Here is a 21,303-nt window from a genome sequence, read left to right on the forward strand (position 1 = left end):
CATGCCGAGATGTAACAACTTTTACACTTATTTTGTGGATAATTTATACTTTTCCTGCCCATAATAAGATATTGAAACAAGGAGATATAAAAATGTTAAAGATAGTATCGGCCGCAAGTCTTATTTTCATTAGTTTTGTTGTTTGGTCTCATGCCGAACACGACAAACCTAGATACGTGTCAACAACTGGGGTTGACGAAGGGCGATGCGACAAAGTTGAGACTCCTTGTAAAACCATAGGCTTTGCCGCCGCTCAATCAAACAAAGGCGATATAGTCTATGTTGCCGCAGGTAATTATTACCTTACCGACGTAGCTGACATTTTTTACCTTACCGGTTCTCTTATAACCGTTAAGGGTGGTTACTCTCCTACTGATAAATATAAAAGTCAAAGTGTTACTAAAAATCCAACATATATTCACGGCATTCCGGCAGAGTATCACCAAGCATTAAGCGATAAAGGTTTTAATCCAATAGCTGATATAAAAGCCATGTCGGAAGAAAAGCGTGTCGCACTAGATGCAAAAATATCTGCAGTGAAGGCTTTAAGCTTGTCACAAAAAGACATGGCCTGTGTTGATAACATGGCCGGCGACTTTCAATGTAATAACATGGATTTAGTAGCACATGTTCCTCTAACCGCAATGAGCAGTCGTCCAGGCGCAGGAAACGATGTGTGGGGACACGTTGATCTTAATACCGATACTGAATATGCCTTAATTGGCGTGCGTAACGGTGTTGCTGTATTTGATTTAAGTGATCCTTCTAATCCTATTGAAGTCGGCACGGTTAGTGGCGTATTTGCTTCATGGCGCGACATTAAGGTTTATCAATATTACGACAAAGCGAATGTTCGTTGGGCCGCTTACGCTTATGTTTCTACCGATGGGGCCGATGGTGGCGTTGCTATTATCGACTTAAACGACTTGCCTGAGTCAGTGTCATTAGTTAAAACTGACCGCAGCAATGCCAGAGCGCATAACGTTTATATATCGAATGTTGATTACACCACTGGCGTCCCTATTAACGACTATGTTTCTCGCTTGCATGTAATGGGTTCTCCGTCTTATGGCGGCGCCCACCGTAGTTATTCGTTGGCTAACCCTGAAAATATTTCATCGGCTTATGTACCGTTAGATAAATCGCGAAGCGATTACACGCATGACGGTACATCTATGGTGGTCACAGATGAACGTGCTCAAGAACAATGTAATCAAGCGTCTAATTTATGTGATGTGTTTGTAGATTTTAATGAAAACGAAATGCGCCTTTGGGACCAAACCATTCCTTCAAACACCACAGAGCTTGGTTCAGCAACATATCAAGGTGCGCAATACGTGCACTCTGGTTGGTGGAGTGAAGATAAAAAATACATATTTTTACACGACGAACAAGACGAGCTTTATAACGGCATCAATACCACGCTGTATGTGTTTGATGTGCAAGATCTCACTCAGCCCACATATAGTGGTTCGTGGGTAGGCAATACGCGAGCAATTGACCACAATGGTTATGTTCGTGGCAATCGTTATTACATGTCGAATTATGAAAAGGGCATTACCATTTTAGATATTACCAACCCAACGACTCCGGTTGAAGTTGGTAACTTTGATACCTTTCCGGTAAGTAATAACAATAGTTTTAATGGTGCGTGGGGAGTTTATCCTTTTTTACCAAGTGGCTTAATTCTAGCTAGTGACATTAATTCAGGATTATATATTTTAACGGACAATACTCGTGACGTAGCAGCCGGTAAAATCCAATTAACTGAGTCATCTTATGCTGCTGAAGAAGGTAACGCGGTGACCTTTGTTGTTGAGCGAGTTGATGGTGCAACTGGCGCGGTTAGTGTTGACTATGAAACATTACAACTGTCTGCCGATGGTGATGACTTTACCGCATCTACAGGCACTCTAACTTGGGCTGATGGCGATACAAGCAACAAAGAGATTGACGTGTTGGTTGCCTTAGACACTGATGACGATGAGTTTAAAGAGCGCTTTAAGCTTAAGCTTTATAACGTGACCGGAGGCGTAACATTGGGACAAAATAAGTCAGCTTATGGCGTAATTGCTGGTAAAGGTAATTATGGTCAAGTTCGCTTTAATGACGAGGAAGTAACGGCTTTTGAAGGTGTTACCGATGCACAAGGCAACAATCAACTAAGCTTCAGCTTAACGCGCTCCGTGAGCGATACAGGTGCTATTTCAGTAACCGTTGGCGTAGCACCAACAACTAGTGCCAATGCAACTAACGAATTGACGTTTATTAATGACACTGTAAGTTGGGCCGATGGTGAACTAGGCTCAAAAACAATTACCGTTGCAGTAAATAATGACGATGAAGCGGAATCACTGGAACAAGTTATATTGTCAATCACATCAGCAACGCCAAGTGATGCCAGTTTTGTTTCAGAAGTTTTAATCAACTTATATGATGACGATTCCAACATAGCACCAAGTTTTACTGCGAGTGGCGCGTCTGAAACACTGTATAGCAACTATTCGCTTAGCTCTCGCATCAGTAACGTAACTGATGATGCTAGTTTCCCGCTCACTTATTTATGGGAAGTTACGGCAGGCCCAGACGGAGCAACCATTACTGATGCCGACTCGGCCACACCAATATTTAATGCCACCGCGGTAGGTACTTATACCGTTCAAGTTACAGTCAGCGATATTTTTAATGCATCAACCTCAGCTGAGTTTGACTTGGTATTAGAAGCACCACCAGTAATTGTTATAAAATCTGACGACACATCAAGTAGTGGCTCAAGTATGTCGTATTTATTGTTGTCATTAAGCTTATTATTGCTAGTTTTAAGAAGAACGAGAAAAGAATTGATTAAACATTAAGCAATTAATAACATAGAAGCAAATCAGGGAGTGACAAGCAATTTAACTTTGCTTATACTTCCTGCGCTTCATTAAGCCCCCTTAGCTCAGTTGGTTAGAGCATCCGACTCATAATCGGCAGGTCCCCTGTTCAAGTCAGGGAGGGGGCACCATCCCACAAGACTTTCCCGGTAAGTACCCACTTACAAAAATATCAAAAACTGTATTTGTAGCAGATTTATAGCAAACTAATTAGCTTGATTATTTGTCTATTTGCGTTAGCTTATTATTTTAATAATGACTAACTGTCTCACAATATGTCCCAAAAACTTACCATACCAATGAAGACTGCTCTCCTAAATATCTATTCAGGGGCCGATAAACAAAGTCATTCAAAAAGCACTCTAAAAGCATTACAGTCTCGGGGGTTAATAACAGAAAAATTGGAGCTTACTGAAAAAGGTAGATATACAGCATTATTATATCTCCCGTTAAATAAACAGTGCTCCGCGTTGGATATTCCAATTTTCCCGCTGTCATTCTCAAACATACGAAATCCAGAAGAGATATCTTGGAAACATTTTGAGGATCTAGGGTATATTGGAAGTTTTTGTGAAATTGGAGGGATAGCGGCAGTCATCAAGGCATTCTGTTTAGAAACTCTAGTCAAAGCAAGTCCATATTACGGGACTCAAATTTCTGCTAGACAAGACGCATGTCTAAAAGGGCCTTCTTGCTATTATTATTGTGACAATCATACTATCTCAAAAATAAAAGATGACTTAAAAGCAACCGACAAAGAAACTTATTTAAACAACTTTGAAGAAATATTAAGTTATCCGATGATAAACGAGTGGTACCCTAGTTTAAGCATGGAATTCGCTCTAGCTGCTTTCGATTCTAATAACAGTGAGTTTTGGATTGGTTGTTTAAATTGGTTGGCAGAATCACCTAACAATCGCAACGGTTGGCCCGACTTAACCATCATTAAAGAAAATAAAATCAAACTAATAGAAGTTAAAACGACAGATAAACTCCATATAAGTCAACTAAAGACACTGTCAAAAATCAAAGATTTCTGTGATGTGGGTGTTGTAAAACTTTCAAAAAAATAGGCAATGATTTTAAAGGCACTTTCTATATGCTAAAACTTAAATCCTTATTAATTTCCTACATTAAGACAACTCCAGGTATTTGATGGATTGTTAGAAATAATATGGGCTATTCTCTCTTTATCAAACAATTCAATTTTATTTTTCATAGCAAATTCTTTTGCTGGTACTGTAAAGCCGTTGCGACTCATTACTAGTAGATGAATAGCATTATGTTTAATATCAATATAATCGAGCTCATCAAATCTAATAAAAATTGTATCTCCAACTAATTTTCGGATTACTGGAGTGTCAATAGGGGCACTGTAATATTTAGCCTGTCCTAATATGTATATATCTTCGTTTTTTATAAGTTGACCTGTCATTGAGTTAATGGAACTCTTGTAGGAGCCGTATATATCTATTCCCTTGTCACCACTTACTGCGGTACTTTTACAGGTTATCCCTACATCCTCTAAAAATGCTATACAAAATTTCTCAAACCAAATTCCTTTGTTTGAATTATTTTCAAAAGATTCAACTTTCTCTATCGTAGCCTTATACAAATCACTAGTATCATCAATTAGTCTTTCTAGATGCATTCCATCAAAGCTTTCAGACAAAGAAATGACTTCACACCCTTTATTATCACTATTAATATTTCTAAGGTTGTCTATGAGTTTCTGATGACCTTTTTGTTTAGGGTCTGCGACCATTTCACAGTATCGCTCAATTTCGGTTTGAGATAATTCACTCGATGACTCCAACGCATCGATCAATAGTTTGTCCAACCTCATACTCCCTTTCCATGTGTAAGAAAGTAAAAGATTGGTCAGCGTTATGTAGTCATTAGTTTTCATCTAGAATTTTAATTATCTTATCTAGTTTAGATTTAATTTGCTTTAGTTGATCTAAATTTTCAGGAACCCAATCTTCCACGACTGGATAACTTGAGATATCCTCATAAAACCTTTTAAGTTTATTTTTCCACTCATCCCTTAGGTTTAAATCAGCTTCTTCATTCATAAGCGAATGAAAAGTAACATTACTTTCCTCGTCTATTAAATCAGTAAATAGCTCGAAAACTTTGTCAACATCAGTTTCATTTGTAATTTTACTATTTACCAAGTCTCTGAATTGCTTTGTATTCAACCCTTGTCCTGATGCAGAATTAACAAGCGCTGGAAAATTTGATAGCAACTCTTCTTTTAATTCATCTTCCTCATCTTCAAAAGAAAACTCATTTGTTGTTGAATTCATTCCAAACAGGCTACGAACTTCCTTATTTTTCTCAATTGCTTCTATATACCCAAACTTTTCTTCGGGAATAGTGTCTGAGATTTCTGAAATTTTGTCATATATCGTAAAACGTATGATTGATTGCCGGACTTCGTGCACAGACTTTCCTAGTTCATCCGCAATTAATTTGTAAACTTTATTGGGAGTTAAGCTAGGGTCTGAGCTTTTGAACCCATCATATAAAGTCCTTAAATGTTTCGCTTTTGATACTGGATCCCACTCTTTTACAACGGTCACATTTGCAATGCCTTGCGTTATTTTTATTTCTCTTTGATACTCACTATCAGTCTCGCCCTGTGACTTTTCCGCAAGTAATACTGGAATCGAACTCTCGCTTGTAATCCCATCGATAAGCTTTGATTTTAAACACGCAGTTCTCGTATTACCCTCAACAACAACGTAGCCAGTCTGGTCAGTAAACTCATCTGCTCTTTCATGATCTTGCACTTTTTGTACTACAATTCTATTAACCCATTTAATGTCAATCTGCATGGATCTAAGTAGGTCCTTTACAAATTTTTTATTTAATAGATTTTCAAGCAACAAATCCTGGTTGTTTGCAACATTAGAAACAAACCTAGGATTAAACGGATCAAGTTTTATATCTTTCAATACTATATCTTTCGGTGATAAGTCCATGTTTTATATCCTATTAGAATAATCTCTATTACTATATAACTTCAGAAGGTGTAGTAACAGTCTCTTTTGTCTGATATGTACCAATCTGCAAGTACAGTTATTTACAGAACTCCAAGTTAAAGAGCAAAACCTGCTGGTTGCATACTCCATGTTCGGTGGCGAGTAACCAGCAACTTACCCAAATACCTAATACCTTTTATCGCTTTTATTATCGTTCGATCAAAGTAACTTATTTTAACTTCGCCAGTGGCAGTATCTATTTTATTTTCATATGCGGCCCTTATAGGCTGTTTGTTTCGTTTTACCGTCGCTCCGCCCATTAACTCGACAAAATCACACCACTTGCTGTTGTCGGCTGCGCTACGTAGTTTTTCAATAAGACTATCCGGTTTAAATTGTTGTTTTAGTCGTCTCATTTCACGCCAGACGGAAACGGAACACCCTCCAATCTGTTGAAACTGGCGGATACACCAACAGGAGGCCCATGCATCTACTCGTTGAGCAGACGTTTTCGGATCATCGCCATAAACGCCTTCATCTAACCCTTCGCCATCGATATTTTTAGATATGTACTTAGCGATATAGCCAGTTGCCGAACCTTTTTCAGGATCGATAATTTTAAAATCACAACGGTTTTCTATTGCGCCTTTTTCATCACCATCTTCCTGCAATGAGTAAAAGCGAATAATTTCTTGTAAACGCGCCCTGAGCTTCGGTTCAACAAACAACATCAAGTGCCAATGTGGGGTTCCATCATGTTGGGGTTCAGCAACTCTAAAACCAAATACCCGAATAGATTCTCGATTAAGCTGAGCTCGCATTAGTTGCCAGTTTTTACATAAGTATTGGTTCGTTTCGTAAGGAGTAAAGCCTTGATAGGCTGTGTTTTGCTGACCACTTTTTGCGTATACCGAATGGTATTTAGATGGTGCCGTAATCGTAATAAACAAACCTTCTAGGCCCTTAGCTTTTGCGTAGTCCTCAAAGCCACGCATTCGAACCATAAGTTCTGCTTTACGTACCGCAGGATTAGAAACATTTAGATCAGATAGCTCTTTTAAACTAAAGGATTGCTTCAAATCATTAACGACATACATTGACGATAAAAGGTTATCGTTTTTCTGTCTTTGGGCCAGTCTGCTTTTCGTCACGTAATCACTTGAATAAATTTCCCCATGTTTATTAACCAAACCTAACTTTATATGTGCAGCCTCAAATGATTGCCTTACGACTTTACGCAGTTTTCGTAACCACCAGCTTTTTTCACTTAGTCGCCTAATTACGCCTTCAACCGTTACGCCTCTCTCCGTTAACGGTTTTACATCAATCGAATACTTGCGCAATAAGGCAAACAGTTCCGTTAACGCAATTATTCCAGCCGAATCCATTCGCTCGACCTCGTTAACGGTTTCGCTATTGGTTTGACTACAGTTCTGCTTAAACTGCGAAATCAATTCGCCTCGTTTAGTTTCTATTTCGCTATACGGTTCGCTATATTTCGCTCCCCGTTTGGCTATGGTTTCGCTATTTGTTTGCCCCCTGTTTCGCCTAGCCTTTCGCTCTCTATTCGCTATATTTTTGCATCGGTTCGCTATTTCATCGGATATATTCGATAAAGTATCTTCATCCAATGAGTCCAAATGTCTAATCGGTTCAGGAATGGTTTCTTTTAGCATCCTTGCTTGTCGGCCTATTTCAATATTTCGAAGCCGTTTGCTTGGCTGTTTAAAAGCCAAATAAAGCACCCTCTCCTTAATTTTATTTGGAAACATGCCTAGCTTTTCAAACGCAAAATATACGTCTTTTGGGTCAGTGCAATCTGCATAATATCTTTGAATTATTACATCATCGGCAATGAGGGCATCTGTTATCGGATTGAATTTAAAATTAAGCATCATGCACCTCATACTCAATAAAGTGCTTACCCTTATCAGTCAGCTGATATTGAACGTAAGGCACACCAAAATAAGAAACAAGTGTCAGTTTAATTAACCCTAACCTTAATATATTTCGAATAATTGCTTTTGATATTCTTACATCATAAATTTCAGCTGGTTGAAAACTGCCATCATGTGTCCCTAAGCTAATATCTCTAGCTAAGACTTGGCTATTGTTCAGGGCAATCATTACTTTAATTTCGTTTTCTTTTAGAGCCGTTACTGAAGTCATTAGCACGCCTCCAAACTATGAGTTTGTTTAGCAAAGCTGTTTAGCCAATTATCCAAATCTTCTTTTAGATAGCGAACTGACCGGCCAACTTTTATAAAAGGTGGTGCTGGGGTTCTATTTTCACGGTTGCCATCCATACGAGATTGGCGAAGGAAGGAGCGAGACATACCGATATATTCTGATGTCTCGATTTCTGATAAAGCTCTTTTGTTCATGTTTTATTACCTATTCGTTGAGCCTTAAAATGCGGTATTGCACTAAGGACAACGAAAAAGGTAATGGATGAAAAATAGTGAATTCACTATAGCGTGAATAAATGAACCATAGCGTGAATTTGTGAACTATAGCGTGAATTTATCCAATTATTCTTGACTCTAGTAGTTTATTGTAAAGATTTTAGATGTTCATTTAATATATCTTTACCTTCAGGAAACCAACCTGTTTCAGGAAAGTACGCTCTAAACCAAAAGGACCAAATATTTATATCGTCTTGAGTAATGCTTACTGGCAATGCACTCTGCGCTGGGTCAATTAACTCAGGGCAAAATGTAATTGCACGGCTCTTAATCTTTTTCATTGTAGGCTTATGTGGTTTAACCTGAATTGCCGCAACAGCTAAAGCTTCTTTTAATATTTCTTTAATATTCGAGCCAGATTTATACAATGACAATTCGACTGCTTTAGCGTAATGCTCACTACTATCCGAAATTCGCCCACTCAGAATCAACAATCTGCCCTTCAGCCATTCTTGGTGATAAGCAAGTTCATCTGTCAGATTATTTTCTTCTACTAATCTTTCAAGTTTTGCTAGTCGGCTAGAATATTCAGAGAGGCTACCCTCAGGTTTATTTGAAGTTCTTTTTAAAAGCTTATGTAGTTGGTTTCCCTCAACAGTAAGAGTATGTAAACTAGATTTATTTAACTGCTCAGCATAGAACTCAAAAAATACTCGTCCAAAATCTATCGTCGGTTCGCTATTAGTCAGTAAACGAGATTTCACTGCATTTCTTAAAATATCAACAAACTTGTAATTCGTTTTTCGATGAAAAGAGTCAATAAACCGCGTTAAAAATAGGGTTTCACGATCCTCTGTAGCGGCCATTTCGTCAGAAAGTGATGCCCACTGAGCAATCCGTTGTAAACTTCCTATATTTGGCAGCTCTTCTCCACTCTTCCACTTTCTGAAGCTTCTCTCATTATCAGCGAAGTAATCATTTACATGATTATCTGATAATTTGTTCTGATTTTCATAAAATGAAATAGCACTTTTAATAGGATATTCTTCACAATAAAAGAATGGAACATTGTTATTTGGCATTTGCTGAGTTCCAACCTTCCATATAACGCTAGCTAACATTTCAACAAACAAATACCTATTTACTGAATACATTACTGCTTTTTGAGAGATCCCTTCCATAGGAACTCGTTTTACTATTTCCGAGTAATTCTGCAACCCCATTCGAACACAATCCGAAAAAAAGTATGCAAATGATTCTGATACAAACTCTTTTATCGGTTTGAAAAAAAGCTCATGGATTGATTGTTCTAATATTCTAGGATCCATAGACTTTCTTGATGAGTAGTCCTCTTCTTTTCTAAATCGCCGCACGCCATTACCCGTTACCCGTTTCGTATCGGCAATATCAGCTAAGCTGTTTAGAACTTTTCCTAAATTTTGGTATGGCTCATTAAATAATTGAGCGCTAGGTTTCATTATATTTTTCGTATTCAATTTAGTAGTCATCGCATTCTCTTTTGAAATTATGTAAATCCAGAATCAGATTCTCCAGGTACACACAAAAATCAAAAGGAATCAGTTGGCGCATTTTTACACTTTATTAAACGTAAAATGCAGCTTTATTAATTATTTTCCTTAAATAGGTTCTTTCTTATTTTTGTATACCGATTTCTCATAGTAGAAAGCTCTAAGTCTTTTCCCGAGTTATAACTATTTACAAAAGCAATATCAGCGTGACTGATAGCTCTTACGATGCTGTTACAATCATAAACCCTTTCTTCACTTCTAATATCTTTCATTAAAATACGCCATGCTTCTAGAAATTTAGGGTTATTATTAACAACAATTATTCGCGCGAACACCCTGTCTATTTCGTCTTTGAAATCCTCAGGATCGGGCTTAGCTGAATCGACATTTTGTTGAGGTGGTTCAGGTATTCTAGTTATATTTTGCAACTCGTTTACATTTATCACAGATTGTAATATCAAGAATTCTTCACCCTCAACATAAATATCTCTTATGGTTCCAGTATTATTACTAAAAGGGTTATTGCCGATTGGTTTAAGTAGCTCTTCCTTTTCTAGATCAAATCTTTTAATCGCTAAAGAAAGGTTGCTATCAGTGTCCACGCTTAGCTTCGTATTTATGAAAATGCCATTTTTTTTGTTTGGGTCTAGATGATGTAGTGGCTGCCAATCGTTGAATAGCTCACAAGATAGCGGCTCATGTTGAGTTTTATTAAACTGAACAAGCTCGGGTTCCTCTAACTCAGCAACGTATAAAATAATCGATTTTCTAGTTGCTAATCGAAAGCTATCCTCTTCGTTAAGAAGTAACTTACCATTATATAACCCTTGACCGTGTCCAATAACTTCAGAACCATTTAACGAAAAGAACACTCCTTTTAATTCCGTGCAATCTATAGATAAACGAACTTTCCTATTTTTGGCCAAATCCACTAGTTGTGATTTAGATATATTTGAATGCCTATCAAGTTCATCCATTGAGTAATACTTATTTGCAGTCACTTAACGTCCTTTTAAAAATGATTAATGACTCTGAACTTAAACTTATTTAAAGATAAACCAGTGTTTTCATGGTGTTCAGATCATCTATAACTTTAAATTTTTACACGCCCATGTTTAATTTAGGTATGATTCATAAGCACTTTTTGTTTTAAAGTTAACTTTAAAACACTTTAAGATTCACTCAAGAAAAACAAATTATTCAAGATTACTTTCTATCTCTATTACGGTTTTTCTTAAGATCTCATTATATTCTTTTGAATCCATAGCGTAATGAGCCCTCCGGTGACAAGTAGGACAAACCGCAATAACGTTTTCAGGTAGATCTGCACCACCATCTGAAAGTCTCGTTAAATGATGTACCTCTAAATAAGGGCCTTGATTTGTCTCAAATGGTGCTTTTAATCCACAGCCTTCACAGTGGCCATTCGCTCTTTTTTTTGCATATAAACGTATCGCATCACTTCTATATTTAACACTAACAAGCTGTGTTTTTTGATCTGAAGTAGCAGGGGTTCGGCTGGTTGCTATTTCGCGCAACCTGGATAATGAAGTGGTTCTAGTCGGCCTAACTAAATAATCACCGGCTGGCGACTCAATTCTAACTTTACCTGAATTATCGATGTCTAAATGAAAAACAAAAGCATCTCTTTGTTCATTATTTTTGTCGGGCCGCTGCTCTGTATGATGAGTTATATAATTGCATCTACCCACAAAACGAACATGGCCTTGAGTTGTAGATTCGAATAGAAGTATCTCTTTATTATTCTTCCTGTGATCCCTAATGGCAAGATTGCCTTTAGACATCGTCATATCACCTTCTTGGCCTTCCCCTGTGTACCTGAAAGTGCCGTCCGGACTAAAATCGTCTGAATAACCGTATTCTGCGCCGGCTTTACTTGTAAATATGAATATATATGGATGATTAGAAGGTGTTGATATTCCACCATATTGTTGACCCGCATAGACCCCATGAATATGTTGCCTACGATTATAAATTTTCCCTATTTCAAACACTGTACATCCCTGCTGTGCAATAAAAGACTATGTGAAAGCATACTATCTCACATCAAAGCCAATTAAAAGATTATGAATTTAATGACTTTTTTAGCTAGTCAGCAACTTCTATTACGTCATTTCTAACTTTTGTTTGTGTGTAATTGACGGGAGGATATTCACAGTGATTTTGGAAGTACCACCACAAAAATTGCCCTTCAGCTTTTGCTGGTGTTGTTCCAAACTTAGAGAACTCACAAAACTTAACTGTTATTTCTCCGTACTCCTTGAGTATTACTGAGTACTTTAAAAAATTGGCTTTTGACGTTGCATGAAGTTTAGCGTCCTTAAAGCGCCTCTCTTTAAAGCTATTGTCTGTTTTCCCTATGTATATAATTCTGCTTTCACCACGCAACCGTGGTATCGGTTTCTTAGACATAAAAAAGTATATTATTTTACGAGTTTCATTAGCCTTATCTGACCCGTAGACTGCTTTAAATTTATCAATTGTTATTTCATCAATACTATTCGGTAGTGTTTCGAACTGCTCAATTTGAGTATAAAAGTCACTATAATCTAAAGTTTTCAAGTTACTTGTCCTTCCTATTTATTTATCCCGTCAATCCAACAACTCAATCGCTGCTGCTTTGTGGTCTGGCGCTAAATGAGCATATCGTAAAGTCATTTCTATCGAAGAATGACCCAATAACTCTCTGACAGTATTCAAGTCGACACTTTTCATCACTAACATGCTAGCAAAGTGGTGGCGTAAATCGTGGAACCTGAAGTTGCTGATATCAGCTTCTTTCAAAAGATTCATCCAAGCTTTCTTAAAGTCTGCTAATGGCCTATTGGGCTCATTCTCAAATACATGCTCAACCGTTCCGCCTTCTTTTTTCCATGTTTTTAACATATTTAAAACAATCGCGTTTGTTGGTATATGTCTGCGCTTCCCTGACTTAGCGTTTTCTGGTTGAACGGTAATTGTTTTGTTTTTAAGATCTACGTCATCCCACTTAAGACTTAAAATTTCGCCTTTTCGCATTCCGGTATACATAGCCAATTGAACAATTGGTGTTAGGTGATCAACATAAGTACGTTTTTTAAATTCAGGTAACGTTGGTTTGTTTCGCATAACACGATGAAGGTTCGCATTATCACGTTCTTTTTTAATTCTGACTGTACGTTCTTCTAAAGCTGTTTTTAATCTTTCTTGTTCGTCATCATTTAAAAAGCGAATGCGTTTATTGTCACTTCTTAGTTTTTTAATGTTTTCTAAATTGTTCTTTTCAATAAAGCCCCATTCGACCGCACGATTTAGTAGAGCTTTAAGAGTCGAAACATATCCATTAATTGTTGCTTCTTTCATGCCCGACTTTCGTTTTTCGTTTCGCCAAACTTCAATTTGGCTTGCTGAAATATCAGCTAACTGCTTTTCTAATAAGTGAGGAAATCCGGCTTTTATCGATTTAATAATTCGATCGGCTGTTTTGGGGTTGCGGGCTTCTTGATACGGTAAATACGTTTTTTCTAAAAATATAGAAAGTTTAGTTAATTTATTACGCTCAGTTTGTTCACGCTTTTCTTTTTTCTCCGCTTGAACGTCAACACCGTTCGCCACCTCACCCAACTTTTGTTTTGCTAAGTCTCTGGCTTGTTGCGGTGTGATTTGTGGATGGGAACCAAGTTTAAAATTTACCTGTCTTCCATCTAGTCGATAAAACACGTAATAAACAATTTTCCCTTTTGGGGAAACTCTAAAATGGAACCCCGATATCACTGAATCATTGACCCTCCGAATTTCTGGATCGAGGTCCTTGATGCAAGCGTTATTGATTCTTTCTTTAATCGAGTTCCGTTGAGTCATTTTTAGCACCAAATAAAATATGTAGCATATTTGTAGCAGGTTAAATGAACCTCAATGAAAAAGCAAAGATTTCAAAGAACAAAAGCAACATAACTAACAATCCAATAAATACAACAACTTACAAACTTAACCTGTTCATTATTGTTCACTGAGACCCATCAAAAAACACTGAAAAACAGGGCTTGAATTTTTCTCATAATCGGCAGGTCCCCTGTTCAAGTCAGGGAGGGGGCACCATTTCTTCTCCATTAAAGTCCAACAAAATCCACCAGCCCAATAAAATTAACGCATTCAGAGATATTCATTGTCCCATTAAGTCCACAGTGGTTTACTATCATCCAGCACTTAATGTTACATAAGATGTAACATTAATCACTTTTCAGTAAAAAGGATGTTACATGGCTAAAATAGTTACACCATTAACCGCTACCCAAGTTAAGCAAGCTAAACCAAAAGAAAAGCAATATAATTTGTCTGATGGTGGCGGATTAGCATTAAGAGTTATGCCAAATGGCTCTAAACAATGGCTATTTAACTATCAAAAGCCTCACACGAAACAACGAACGAATATTAGTCTTGGCCTTTTTCCCGATATAAGCCTCCTATCTGCAAGAGAAATTAGAACTAAGTTCAGAGAGCAAATTGCAAACAACATTGACCCAAAGTCCCAGCGAGATAATGAGTCGTTAGAACATGCCAACGCTCTGAGGAACACATTTCATAGAGTCGCAGAGGATTGGTTCGAACTAAAAAAGAAAACAGTAAAGCCCGCTACATACAATAAAGCTTGGATGATTCTGTCAAAACACGTTTTCCTTTCATAGGAAATCTTCCAGTACGAGATATAAAAACTCAGCCAGTTGTCGAAATTTTTAAAGCCCATTCAAACCAAAGGTAATATAGAAACTCTTAAAAGAATTTGCCGTTATATTAATGAAGTTATGCACCATGCTATTGCAATGGGATTAGTTGAAGTAAATCCTGTTAGAGATGTAACTAAATTATTCCCTCCCGTAAAGCATAAAAATATGCCATCGTTACGCCCGGAAAGACTTCCAGAGTTTATGAAAGCTCTATCTAATGCAAAAGTTTCAACTGTGACTAGGTGTCTTGTGGAGTGGCAGTTATTAACACTTACCAGGCCAGGGGAAGCCGCCAAAACTGAGTGGACAGAAATTGATTGGGAACGGAGAATTTGGGTGATTCCTGCTCATAAAATGAAGAAAAAAGCTGAGCATATAGTCCCTCTTACCCTGCAGATGATTAGCCTCTTAAAATTTATGCAACCGATAAGTGGTAACGATCAATACGTATTTCCATGCCAAAGAGGAATGCACAACACACATATCAACACTCAAACTGCAAACATGGCTATAAAACGAATGGGCTTTGCTGGTGAATTAGTGGCACACGGGCTCAGAGCACTCGCTAGTACAACCTTACATGAAAAAGACTTCAATTCTGAATTAATAGAAATGTGTTTGTCTCATGTAGATAGTAACTCTAGCCGAGCACCTTATAACCGAGCAGAATTAATAGAGAAACGAAGAGAGATACTGAGCTGGTGGTGTGATCATGTTGAAAGGTCATCTATTTTTTCATCAACAAGTTTGACATCACAATCATAAGAACACAAACAGTGGATCAATACTTATGCAACCAGTTAAACGATGGCTAAACAAGCGACATTAGTTAACTATCGATTTGAAACCAATCCAGGTAAGATACTTTTCTTATCGACGTGGAATTAAGTTAGGACTGACTATGATTAAAAGATATAAAGTAGGAGAAAGGACCACTGGTGGAGATACTATCTCCTTTATTTATGGTAACAATGATAAAGCTATTGTTTATCTTAACGATGCTGGGGCACTAAGATGGGAAGTTTCATGCGACCAAAACATATTCTCAAAATCAGTAGATAAATATCAATCTTTATCTGGCAAAATCCCAATCTCAACACCTGAAAAAATAAGAAAATCTGTTGAAGGAGAGTTAGCATCAGCAATTAATCACGCATTCTCTTGTGAAAAAGAAAGTGAAGTTGATCAATTTTTCATGTCTGTTGAAAAAAGAATCCTGCTGCTATTGTCTCCTAATCAAGCAAAGCTATGGTTAGTTTTGTTTGGATTAACCTCAGCTACTGCTATTACCTTACTCCTATTTACTTTAAATAAATTTGTTGGATTATTACCGCACGATTTATTTCTTTGTGGTAGTACTGGTGTATTGGGTAGTACTCTCTCGCTAATGCAGAGAAATACAAGCATATCAATCAATTTAGAGGATGGAAAAATATACATCTTCCTTCAAGCTGCATTTATTCCAATTTTAGGGTTATTTTCTGGGTTTTGTATTTTTCTTTTATCAAACTCTGACCTTGCTTTTAGTTTCGCGAAAGAGAATATCTATAATTTGATGTCTTTGAGTGTCATCGCAGGCTTTTCTGAGAGGTATATTCCCGATTTATTCCAGAAGGTTAGTAAATAAGCTCTTTAAAAAAGGATTTGTAGAGCTTCACTCGGCCACGGACTTGGTAATACCCACTAAATGTTAGAATACGTAACTTCTAAATCAAAATTTGCCCTTCTAATAATAATAATATCTATATACCTTGTAATTTCCGCCAAAGTTGACTAAAAATTAAACAACCATTTAAAGGGACTTACATGCTATGTCTAAATCTACTCTCCCAACCTGTTTATTTTTCGCGTGTTCCATTTTATTTAGCGCATACACGATGGCCGACAATGAATTTATATCTACACGAACTGTACTAAGTGACCCAAGTAAAGATACAAGTGCATTAGATTCTCAACCAGCGAAATTTCAATACGGGATCGAAGCTGGTACAGACATAGATGGTGAAGCCAACTCTGGAGGGGTCTTCTGGGAAGTAGACCAAGGTAATGGATTAACTCGTTTTAATTATAACGTGGCGGATTTAGCGAAAATTGAATCCGATAAATCCAACTTAGGGACTATATTACGATCCAGTGGTGATTATGCAAATTTACAGTTTTCTTACCTCTCCCCCAATCTTTTCAATTTGGGAATAGGATGGACTGCGGGATTCGGTTATTCCGAGCTCACATATTCTGAATCGTTTGAATCTCAACTAGATGATGGCGGACTAATGGCTTTTAATATCGGCCTGATACCATATAGTGATGATTTTACATTTCTAGAGAAAGAGGGGAGTTACAATTTCACATTTGCATATGAGAATAGACTAATAACTGGAGACTTGGCCAATAACGATATGCAATTGAAGTCACTTTTTCAAGATGAGGTCGATTCATTCAATGGTTACAGTGCATTGATGGAATTTCATTTAGACACGCAGAAGTATTTCATAAAGGCCACCTACTTTTCTGCAGATGGCATCTCAGGATTTGATGGTTTGCAAATTAGTATTGGCGTAAAAATCATAGCTGATTTATCAATATCTGATTAAGGAAGATAACATGAGAGTACCCCTTTCCATACTTATCCTAATAACATCTGGTTCATTATCTGCATCAAGCATCCCATTTAAAAGCCTTGATAATATGAAAACAATAGTATCCGAGGGTGCTTTTGAAGCTGTTGATAATCATAGTTTATTAAGCATTGACAGAATTGGTCATTACAGTGGTAACTATATTGGTTATGACTACTTTTATGACAATGATTTAGAGAAAGCATTGGACGTTCAATACAGTTTTTCCTATCTGTTAACTGATATAGATAACGACAAACAGCCAATATCTAAAACAACGGGTGTCAGTAAATTTGATAACAATGTCTATTTTACTTTTGCAGGAGAATTCGACTTTTATGCAGGTTCTCGATACTCAGGGCCTGTTGTGAACAGAAGGTTTAATCCCGGTGTTCAAGTAAATTACTCTCGTAATTACTCTTCGACTAGTCGATGGGTTCTGACAGACTTTGGTTTTGGATTAGAGCATGAATCGAATGGTCAAGCGACACATGAAGCGAGAGAGGGCACCCCACCTGTAGATGCCACTTTGCAGGAGAGGCTTTCTTATATAGACCCCCTTCCAATTTTAGCCAGCCAATTTAAGTACATAAATAGAGACAAGGCTGGTAATACAAGAGATGAATATTACCATGAGATGGCCATCGAAACTGTTAGTCGTGGTTACAACTTTATCTCCGCCCATGCAACAGTTTTTATTGGAATGTACGAAACGTTTCAAGTTATGGCCGGAGTCAAGCTTAGACATGATGTTATAACCGACCCTGATGATGGTATTTTTTGGGACTCGACTTATAGTGACTCAAAGTTCATTAACCACAAAGGCACCAGAATTGGGCTTTATGGCTACTCTAGGGAAAGTTTTTTAAATTTCGAAACCTTACACCTTGCTTTAGAATACCGCACAGGTCAGCTTATAGGTGGAAAACCTACATCAAATAATACCTTTGATTTTACAGTAATGACGAACTTTAATGTATGCGATTTAGACATACCTATTTTTTACAAGTTCCACAGTGGTTACTTAGATGAAGTCTTCAACTACCACATTAAGAGTACTAAACACTTGTTTGGATTACATTTAAACTTTTAGGTTATTTTTGACTCAATGAGTAAAGCCATGTCTACTTTTGGGTTGTATGATTCGACCTAGAAATAGTGTGGCCCTGTTCCAAACCATCAGTCGCCCACGCAGGTATCAATTTAATTCTATGTATCTGGACTGTGTGACCTGAAAATTGGTCAATCTAACTGATATTGAATAGCCAACTACCCAATATTAACCTTCATTGTATTGACGACGAAATAGTTGGATAACATTCATTAAAACCTCTTTATATTATTGTGGCATTTCTTTGAGCTTATCTCGACCATGAGCAATGGACACAGCGGCCACTGCCCCCATTTTTAATAACAAAGTCTTTATTTTCACGACTTCAAGATCAGTAAGCTTAATTTGTAGCTCATCATATTTACGTTCAATGTACTTGTCCACCAGCTCTTCATATCTATCGGTTTGTCCGCCTATCAAAAAGCCAAAATACTCCGGTTTTGACATTAGTTCACTAAGGAATAAAACTTCAATTTCTGTCAATTTATGCTTGAAGTAATTGTTAACCCTGTCTACCTGGGTTTTAGATAAACACAATAAGACTTCAGACTCTCGCTTCGCTTTCACACTATTAGCCCAAATGCTGAGAGCCAAGAGCAGCGCAAACGCAATAAATACTAACCCACCTACAAATGAAAGAACCCACCAATACCAAGCCATACTTATCCTCCTTTAATTAGCAAAAAGTAAATTGGTTTTTAAACTTACTCTAACATTCCATCAGCAACTCTTAGACTTAAAGTTTTCGTCCGTTTGTGAAGCATTCATAGGAAGTAAAAATCGTTGCAACAAAAATAACACTATGTCGAAGAATATAAATTGCACTCCGATGATCAGCATGTCAATCGCTTCAATTTGTAAACGCGTATCATCCTGATACGAACCAAAGACCGTAATACCAACAATAATTATCAATATAGAAATAATTAACTTGAAGACAATGCTTAAGGCATTGCTTAGCGTGATAATAACAGCTCTAGTGTTCAGTTTTAGTTCATTAATTAAAACGTCAGTGGGAATTTGATTACGCCTAGTTTGAGATTTCACCATTTCATCAGCTAGAAAGTGTACTCCGTGATCTTCCCCTGAAACACTAGACACCTAGCTTGCCGATTTATATTGGACTTCAAACTCTTCAGGGGAAGATCACTGGACGAATGGCTGGTTTATTACAATACTGAACGAACTCATCAAGGAAAAATGTGCGTGGCAGAACGCCACTTGAAACATTAGAAGATGGGAAACGCATTTGGGCGGAAAAGAATTTAGCTCAAATCTAAGCTGACAGTCACCGATAGAAAAACGGGTAACTGTCAGATCAAGTCTGAGCTAGTACACTTTAATAGTTGCGAATACCCAGTAAATTTCCAACCTGTTTGTATTTCAAGACAATAAAAAGGCGATCATTTAGATCGCCGATTACAGGGAGTAATATTAATTCTTATTCGGAACAACCAGTCCAGTTTTCACCATCAGTGCTGCACTCATATAATACTGTTCCATCATCTTGCTTAGTAGCTCTCTGCCAATTGTCATCATTGTCGACATCTATTTGCACATCACCTTCTTCTTTTCGCTTACGCCAGTATGCCGTATCAATATTAACGCTATCTTCCCATTTATAAGGGGTTAAAATAAGAGTATCTATCATGCTTTGTGCGTTTAAGTCGGTTGTTGCGGTGAACTCTTTCCAATCAGCTAATTCTGTAAAACGGGCTTGTTCAGCTCTAAAGTAAAATTCTGCACTATATGCAGCATCACCTTCGGTATACCTGAGGTGATAATTTCTCTCATATGGAGAACTAAAGTCATCAAAGTTACATTCTTCAAACGAGTTAGCTAAAGCATCTGAATCTGAGCCATTACCAAGTTCATAATGAATCCCATCTACATCAAAACTTACCCTTTCGTTTTTCGCGCAGCGATAAGTTCCGTTAGAATCTCTATAAGCGTCCTTTCTAACACTTAACCAGCCATTTTTGCCTTGATCATTCCACTCTTGGCCTAACTCATGGAACTTACTGGTGATGAAATCAATTTGGTCCAGCTTGTCAGTATCTTGAAGCTTACTAAATTCAATAAAGTCTTCTGTACCAAGAAATACAATAGCATCACGATACCAGCCATTATCAACTTGAAAATATTCATCTAACTCTGGACTTCTATGCACAAAAACTCGGATCTCAGCATCTGGATAGTCTGCATATTGTTTTCTTAAATCGGTTTTATGCTTATAAGCTGCTTTTAATCCTTTCATAATATCTTGTGCTGCGTGAAAAGCCTCAGAGTCTTTATCCGCAATAAAGTCAGCATACATTTGATCCGCTGATAGGTTGTAAAACTGAACTAAGCCATTAACCGTATCCTCAATTTCTTGTTGTAGCTCTTGAACAGCTTCTTCGTGATTTTTCAGATAATGGCAATGCTTAGCGTTAGATGCACTGTCATTAGGGTTTTTACCTTGATTCTCCGCAAATCGTGGATAACTGCGCTCAATCGCTTCCCAAACCACTGTCGTTAAGGGGGAAATATTTCTAACTAAACCGTTAGTGAAGTCTTGTTCTGTTATGGGCTCAAAAGTGGGTTGCAATATAATTTGATAGGGTTCGGTTACTTCATGAGCTTCAACTCCCTCATCTTCAGAGCCCTCATCCCATGCTCCTGCTGGAACATCAACAATGATTGCAGAATAAGCCAAACACTCAGCATCTTCTTCAGGTACAACTAACGTGTAATCACCACTTTCTTCAGTTTCTTTTTGTGGCTCATTTGGTTCAGCTTTACCATTGCCATTAATATCCAAAAATACCGTTCCGCCAACAATATAACCATCAATGGCTTTGCCCGTAACAGTTAGTACTTTTTCAGTTGGGGTTACATTTTGACTATCGTCATCTGATGAATTACTTCCACAACCACTAACAACTAAACCAAATGCCAGCGATACTGCTAAAGTCACTTTACTTCTTATCATCTTTATTTCCTTTTAGGGCTAATACTTATTACCTTACAACCAGTTGGCAAGGAAGAAAACACAAACTTAACCATATGAA

The 21,303-nt window shown here is 37.4% G+C and carries 20 protein-coding genes, 1 tRNA gene and 1 pseudogene; 9 read left to right on the top strand and 13 right to left on the bottom strand.

What is annotated here, in order from left to right:
* Positions 1 to 92: 92 nt before the first annotated feature.
* The 3 genes from ACZ1GV_RS12560 to ACZ1GV_RS12570 all read left to right on the top strand — a co-directional run bounded on the left by ACZ1GV_RS12560 (position 93) and on the right by ACZ1GV_RS12570 (position 3,949).
* The gene (locus ACZ1GV_RS12560; RefSeq protein WP_472674455.1) at positions 93 to 2,855 is read left to right on the top strand and encodes a choice-of-anchor B family protein; all 2,763 of its coding nucleotides are present in this window, start codon (positions 93 to 95) and stop codon (positions 2,853 to 2,855) included.
* A gap of 75 nt (positions 2,856 to 2,930) precedes the next feature.
* Positions 2,931 to 3,007, top strand: a tRNA-Ile gene (locus tag ACZ1GV_RS12565).
* A gap of 144 nt (positions 3,008 to 3,151) precedes the next feature.
* Positions 3,152 to 3,949 (top strand): VRR-NUC domain-containing protein, encoded by a 798-nt coding sequence (locus ACZ1GV_RS12570; protein ID WP_472674456.1) that lies wholly within the window; start codon positions 3,152 to 3,154, stop codon positions 3,947 to 3,949.
* A 47-nt stretch (positions 3,950 to 3,996) separates the two neighbouring features.
* Here the strand turns inward: ACZ1GV_RS12570 and ACZ1GV_RS12575 are convergent, their stop codons facing one another.
* From ACZ1GV_RS12575 to ACZ1GV_RS12620, 10 genes are all read right to left on the bottom strand, one after another.
* Positions 3,997 to 4,716 carry a restriction endonuclease gene (locus ACZ1GV_RS12575; protein ID WP_472674457.1) on the bottom strand — a complete coding sequence of 240 codons (720 nt, stop codon included), beginning with the start codon at positions 4,714 to 4,716 and terminating at the stop codon, positions 3,997 to 3,999.
* 58 nt (positions 4,717 to 4,774) lie between these two features.
* Positions 4,775 to 5,863 (bottom strand): hypothetical protein, encoded by a 1,089-nt coding sequence (locus tag ACZ1GV_RS12580; protein ID WP_472674458.1) that lies wholly within the window; start codon positions 5,861 to 5,863, stop codon positions 4,775 to 4,777.
* A gap of 116 nt (positions 5,864 to 5,979) precedes the next feature.
* Positions 5,980 to 7,761 carry a replication endonuclease gene (locus ACZ1GV_RS12585; RefSeq protein ID WP_472674459.1) on the bottom strand — a complete coding sequence of 594 codons (1,782 nt, stop codon included), beginning with the start codon at positions 7,759 to 7,761 and terminating at the stop codon, positions 5,980 to 5,982.
* Positions 7,751 to 8,032, bottom strand: a complete 282-nt coding sequence (locus ACZ1GV_RS12590; protein ID WP_472674460.1) for a hypothetical protein — start codon at positions 8,030 to 8,032, stop codon at positions 7,751 to 7,753. The genes ACZ1GV_RS12585 and ACZ1GV_RS12590 overlap by 11 nt, the downstream gene beginning before the upstream one ends.
* Entirely contained in the window at positions 8,032 to 8,247 is a 216-nt protein-coding gene (locus tag ACZ1GV_RS12595) for a helix-turn-helix transcriptional regulator (RefSeq protein WP_472674461.1), read from the bottom strand. Before ACZ1GV_RS12595 ends, ACZ1GV_RS12590 begins: the two co-directional genes overlap by 1 nt.
* 167 nt (positions 8,248 to 8,414) lie before the next feature.
* Entirely contained in the window at positions 8,415 to 9,776 is a 1,362-nt protein-coding gene (locus ACZ1GV_RS12600) for a hypothetical protein (protein ID WP_472674462.1), read from the bottom strand.
* Positions 9,777 to 9,892: 116 nt separating this feature from the next.
* Positions 9,893 to 10,798, bottom strand: a complete 906-nt coding sequence (locus ACZ1GV_RS12605) for a hypothetical protein (protein ID WP_472674463.1) — start codon at positions 10,796 to 10,798, stop codon at positions 9,893 to 9,895.
* A 195-nt stretch (positions 10,799 to 10,993) separates the two neighbouring features.
* A complete protein-coding gene (locus ACZ1GV_RS12610) occupies positions 10,994 to 11,812 on the bottom strand; it encodes an HNH endonuclease (RefSeq protein WP_472674464.1) in 819 nt (272 codons plus the stop codon).
* Positions 11,813 to 11,906: 94 nt separating this feature from the next.
* Entirely contained in the window at positions 11,907 to 12,380 is a 474-nt protein-coding gene (locus ACZ1GV_RS12615; protein ID WP_472674465.1) for a hypothetical protein, read from the bottom strand.
* Between the two features lie 30 nt (positions 12,381 to 12,410).
* Complete coding sequence (locus tag ACZ1GV_RS12620; protein WP_472674466.1) at positions 12,411 to 13,658, bottom strand: tyrosine-type recombinase/integrase; 1,248 nt, start codon at positions 13,656 to 13,658, stop codon at positions 12,411 to 12,413.
* Between the two features lie 398 nt (positions 13,659 to 14,056).
* Between ACZ1GV_RS12620 and ACZ1GV_RS12625 the strand changes: the two genes are divergently transcribed.
* The 5 genes from ACZ1GV_RS12625 (at position 14,057) to ACZ1GV_RS12645 (ending at position 18,232) form a co-directional block, all read left to right on the top strand.
* The gene (locus tag ACZ1GV_RS12625) at positions 14,057 to 14,482 is read left to right on the top strand and encodes an integrase arm-type DNA-binding domain-containing protein (protein WP_472674467.1); all 426 of its coding nucleotides are present in this window, start codon (positions 14,057 to 14,059) and stop codon (positions 14,480 to 14,482) included.
* Between the two features lie 36 nt (positions 14,483 to 14,518).
* Positions 14,519 to 15,286: a tyrosine-type recombinase/integrase gene (locus tag ACZ1GV_RS12630; protein ID WP_472674468.1), complete on the top strand. Its 768-nt coding sequence runs from the start codon at positions 14,519 to 14,521 to the stop codon at positions 15,284 to 15,286.
* A 136-nt stretch (positions 15,287 to 15,422) separates the two neighbouring features.
* The gene (locus ACZ1GV_RS12635) at positions 15,423 to 16,148 is read left to right on the top strand and encodes a hypothetical protein (RefSeq protein ID WP_472674469.1); all 726 of its coding nucleotides are present in this window, start codon (positions 15,423 to 15,425) and stop codon (positions 16,146 to 16,148) included.
* A 250-nt stretch (positions 16,149 to 16,398) separates the two neighbouring features.
* A complete protein-coding gene (locus ACZ1GV_RS12640) occupies positions 16,399 to 17,115 on the top strand; it encodes a hypothetical protein (protein WP_472674470.1) in 717 nt (238 codons plus the stop codon).
* 10 nt (positions 17,116 to 17,125) lie between these two features.
* Positions 17,126 to 18,232: a hypothetical protein gene (locus ACZ1GV_RS12645; RefSeq protein WP_472674471.1), complete on the top strand. Its 1,107-nt coding sequence runs from the start codon at positions 17,126 to 17,128 to the stop codon at positions 18,230 to 18,232.
* Positions 18,233 to 18,478: 246 nt separating this feature from the next.
* Here ACZ1GV_RS12645 and ACZ1GV_RS12650 read toward each other — a convergent pair whose 3' ends face one another.
* Together ACZ1GV_RS12650 and ACZ1GV_RS12655 are read right to left on the bottom strand one after the other, a co-directional pair.
* On the bottom strand, positions 18,479 to 18,910 hold the full coding sequence (locus tag ACZ1GV_RS12650) for a hypothetical protein (protein ID WP_472674472.1): 432 nt from the start codon (positions 18,908 to 18,910) through the stop codon (positions 18,479 to 18,481).
* A gap of 60 nt (positions 18,911 to 18,970) precedes the next feature.
* A complete protein-coding gene (locus ACZ1GV_RS12655; RefSeq protein WP_472674473.1) occupies positions 18,971 to 19,351 on the bottom strand; it encodes a hypothetical protein in 381 nt (126 codons plus the stop codon).
* 42 nt (positions 19,352 to 19,393) lie between these two features.
* Between ACZ1GV_RS12655 and ACZ1GV_RS12660 the strand changes: the two are divergent.
* Positions 19,394 to 19,530, top strand: a pseudogene (locus ACZ1GV_RS12660) (IS481 family transposase); the annotation flags it as partial.
* Positions 19,531 to 19,691: 161 nt separating this feature from the next.
* Here the strand turns inward: ACZ1GV_RS12660 and ACZ1GV_RS12665 are convergent.
* A complete protein-coding gene (locus ACZ1GV_RS12665; RefSeq protein ID WP_472674474.1) occupies positions 19,692 to 21,224 on the bottom strand; it encodes a hypothetical protein in 1,533 nt (510 codons plus the stop codon).
* Positions 21,225 to 21,303 lie beyond the last annotated feature (79 nt).

This window comes from Psychrosphaera sp. HA2-10 (genome assembly GCF_055693745.1).

Excerpts from the sequence above, each read along its gene's own strand:
- ACZ1GV_RS12560 (WP_472674455.1), top strand. The coding sequence starts at position 93 with ATGTTAAAGATAGTATCGGCCGCAAGTCTTATTTTCATTAGTTTTGTT.
- ACZ1GV_RS12570 (WP_472674456.1), top strand. The coding sequence starts at position 3,152 with ATGTCCCAAAAACTTACCATACCAATGAAGACTGCTCTCCTAAATATC.
- ACZ1GV_RS12580 (WP_472674458.1), bottom strand. The coding sequence starts at position 5,863 with ATGGACTTATCACCGAAAGATATAGTATTGAAAGATATAAAACTTGAT.
- ACZ1GV_RS12585 (WP_472674459.1), bottom strand. The coding sequence starts at position 7,761 with ATGATGCTTAATTTTAAATTCAATCCGATAACAGATGCCCTCATTGCC.
- ACZ1GV_RS12590 (WP_472674460.1), bottom strand. The coding sequence starts at position 8,032 with ATGACTTCAGTAACGGCTCTAAAAGAAAACGAAATTAAAGTAATGATT.
- ACZ1GV_RS12595 (WP_472674461.1), bottom strand. The coding sequence starts at position 8,247 with ATGAACAAAAGAGCTTTATCAGAAATCGAGACATCAGAATATATCGGT.
- ACZ1GV_RS12600 (WP_472674462.1), bottom strand. The coding sequence starts at position 9,776 with ATGACTACTAAATTGAATACGAAAAATATAATGAAACCTAGCGCTCAA.
- ACZ1GV_RS12620 (WP_472674466.1), bottom strand. The coding sequence starts at position 13,658 with ATGACTCAACGGAACTCGATTAAAGAAAGAATCAATAACGCTTGCATC.
- ACZ1GV_RS12625 (WP_472674467.1), top strand. The coding sequence starts at position 14,057 with ATGGCTAAAATAGTTACACCATTAACCGCTACCCAAGTTAAGCAAGCT.
- ACZ1GV_RS12635 (WP_472674469.1), top strand. The coding sequence starts at position 15,423 with ATGATTAAAAGATATAAAGTAGGAGAAAGGACCACTGGTGGAGATACT.
- ACZ1GV_RS12640 (WP_472674470.1), top strand. The coding sequence starts at position 16,399 with ATGGCCGACAATGAATTTATATCTACACGAACTGTACTAAGTGACCCA.
- ACZ1GV_RS12645 (WP_472674471.1), top strand. The coding sequence starts at position 17,126 with ATGAGAGTACCCCTTTCCATACTTATCCTAATAACATCTGGTTCATTA.
- ACZ1GV_RS12650 (WP_472674472.1), bottom strand. The coding sequence starts at position 18,910 with ATGGCTTGGTATTGGTGGGTTCTTTCATTTGTAGGTGGGTTAGTATTT.
- ACZ1GV_RS12665 (WP_472674474.1), bottom strand. The coding sequence starts at position 21,224 with ATGATAAGAAGTAAAGTGACTTTAGCAGTATCGCTGGCATTTGGTTTA.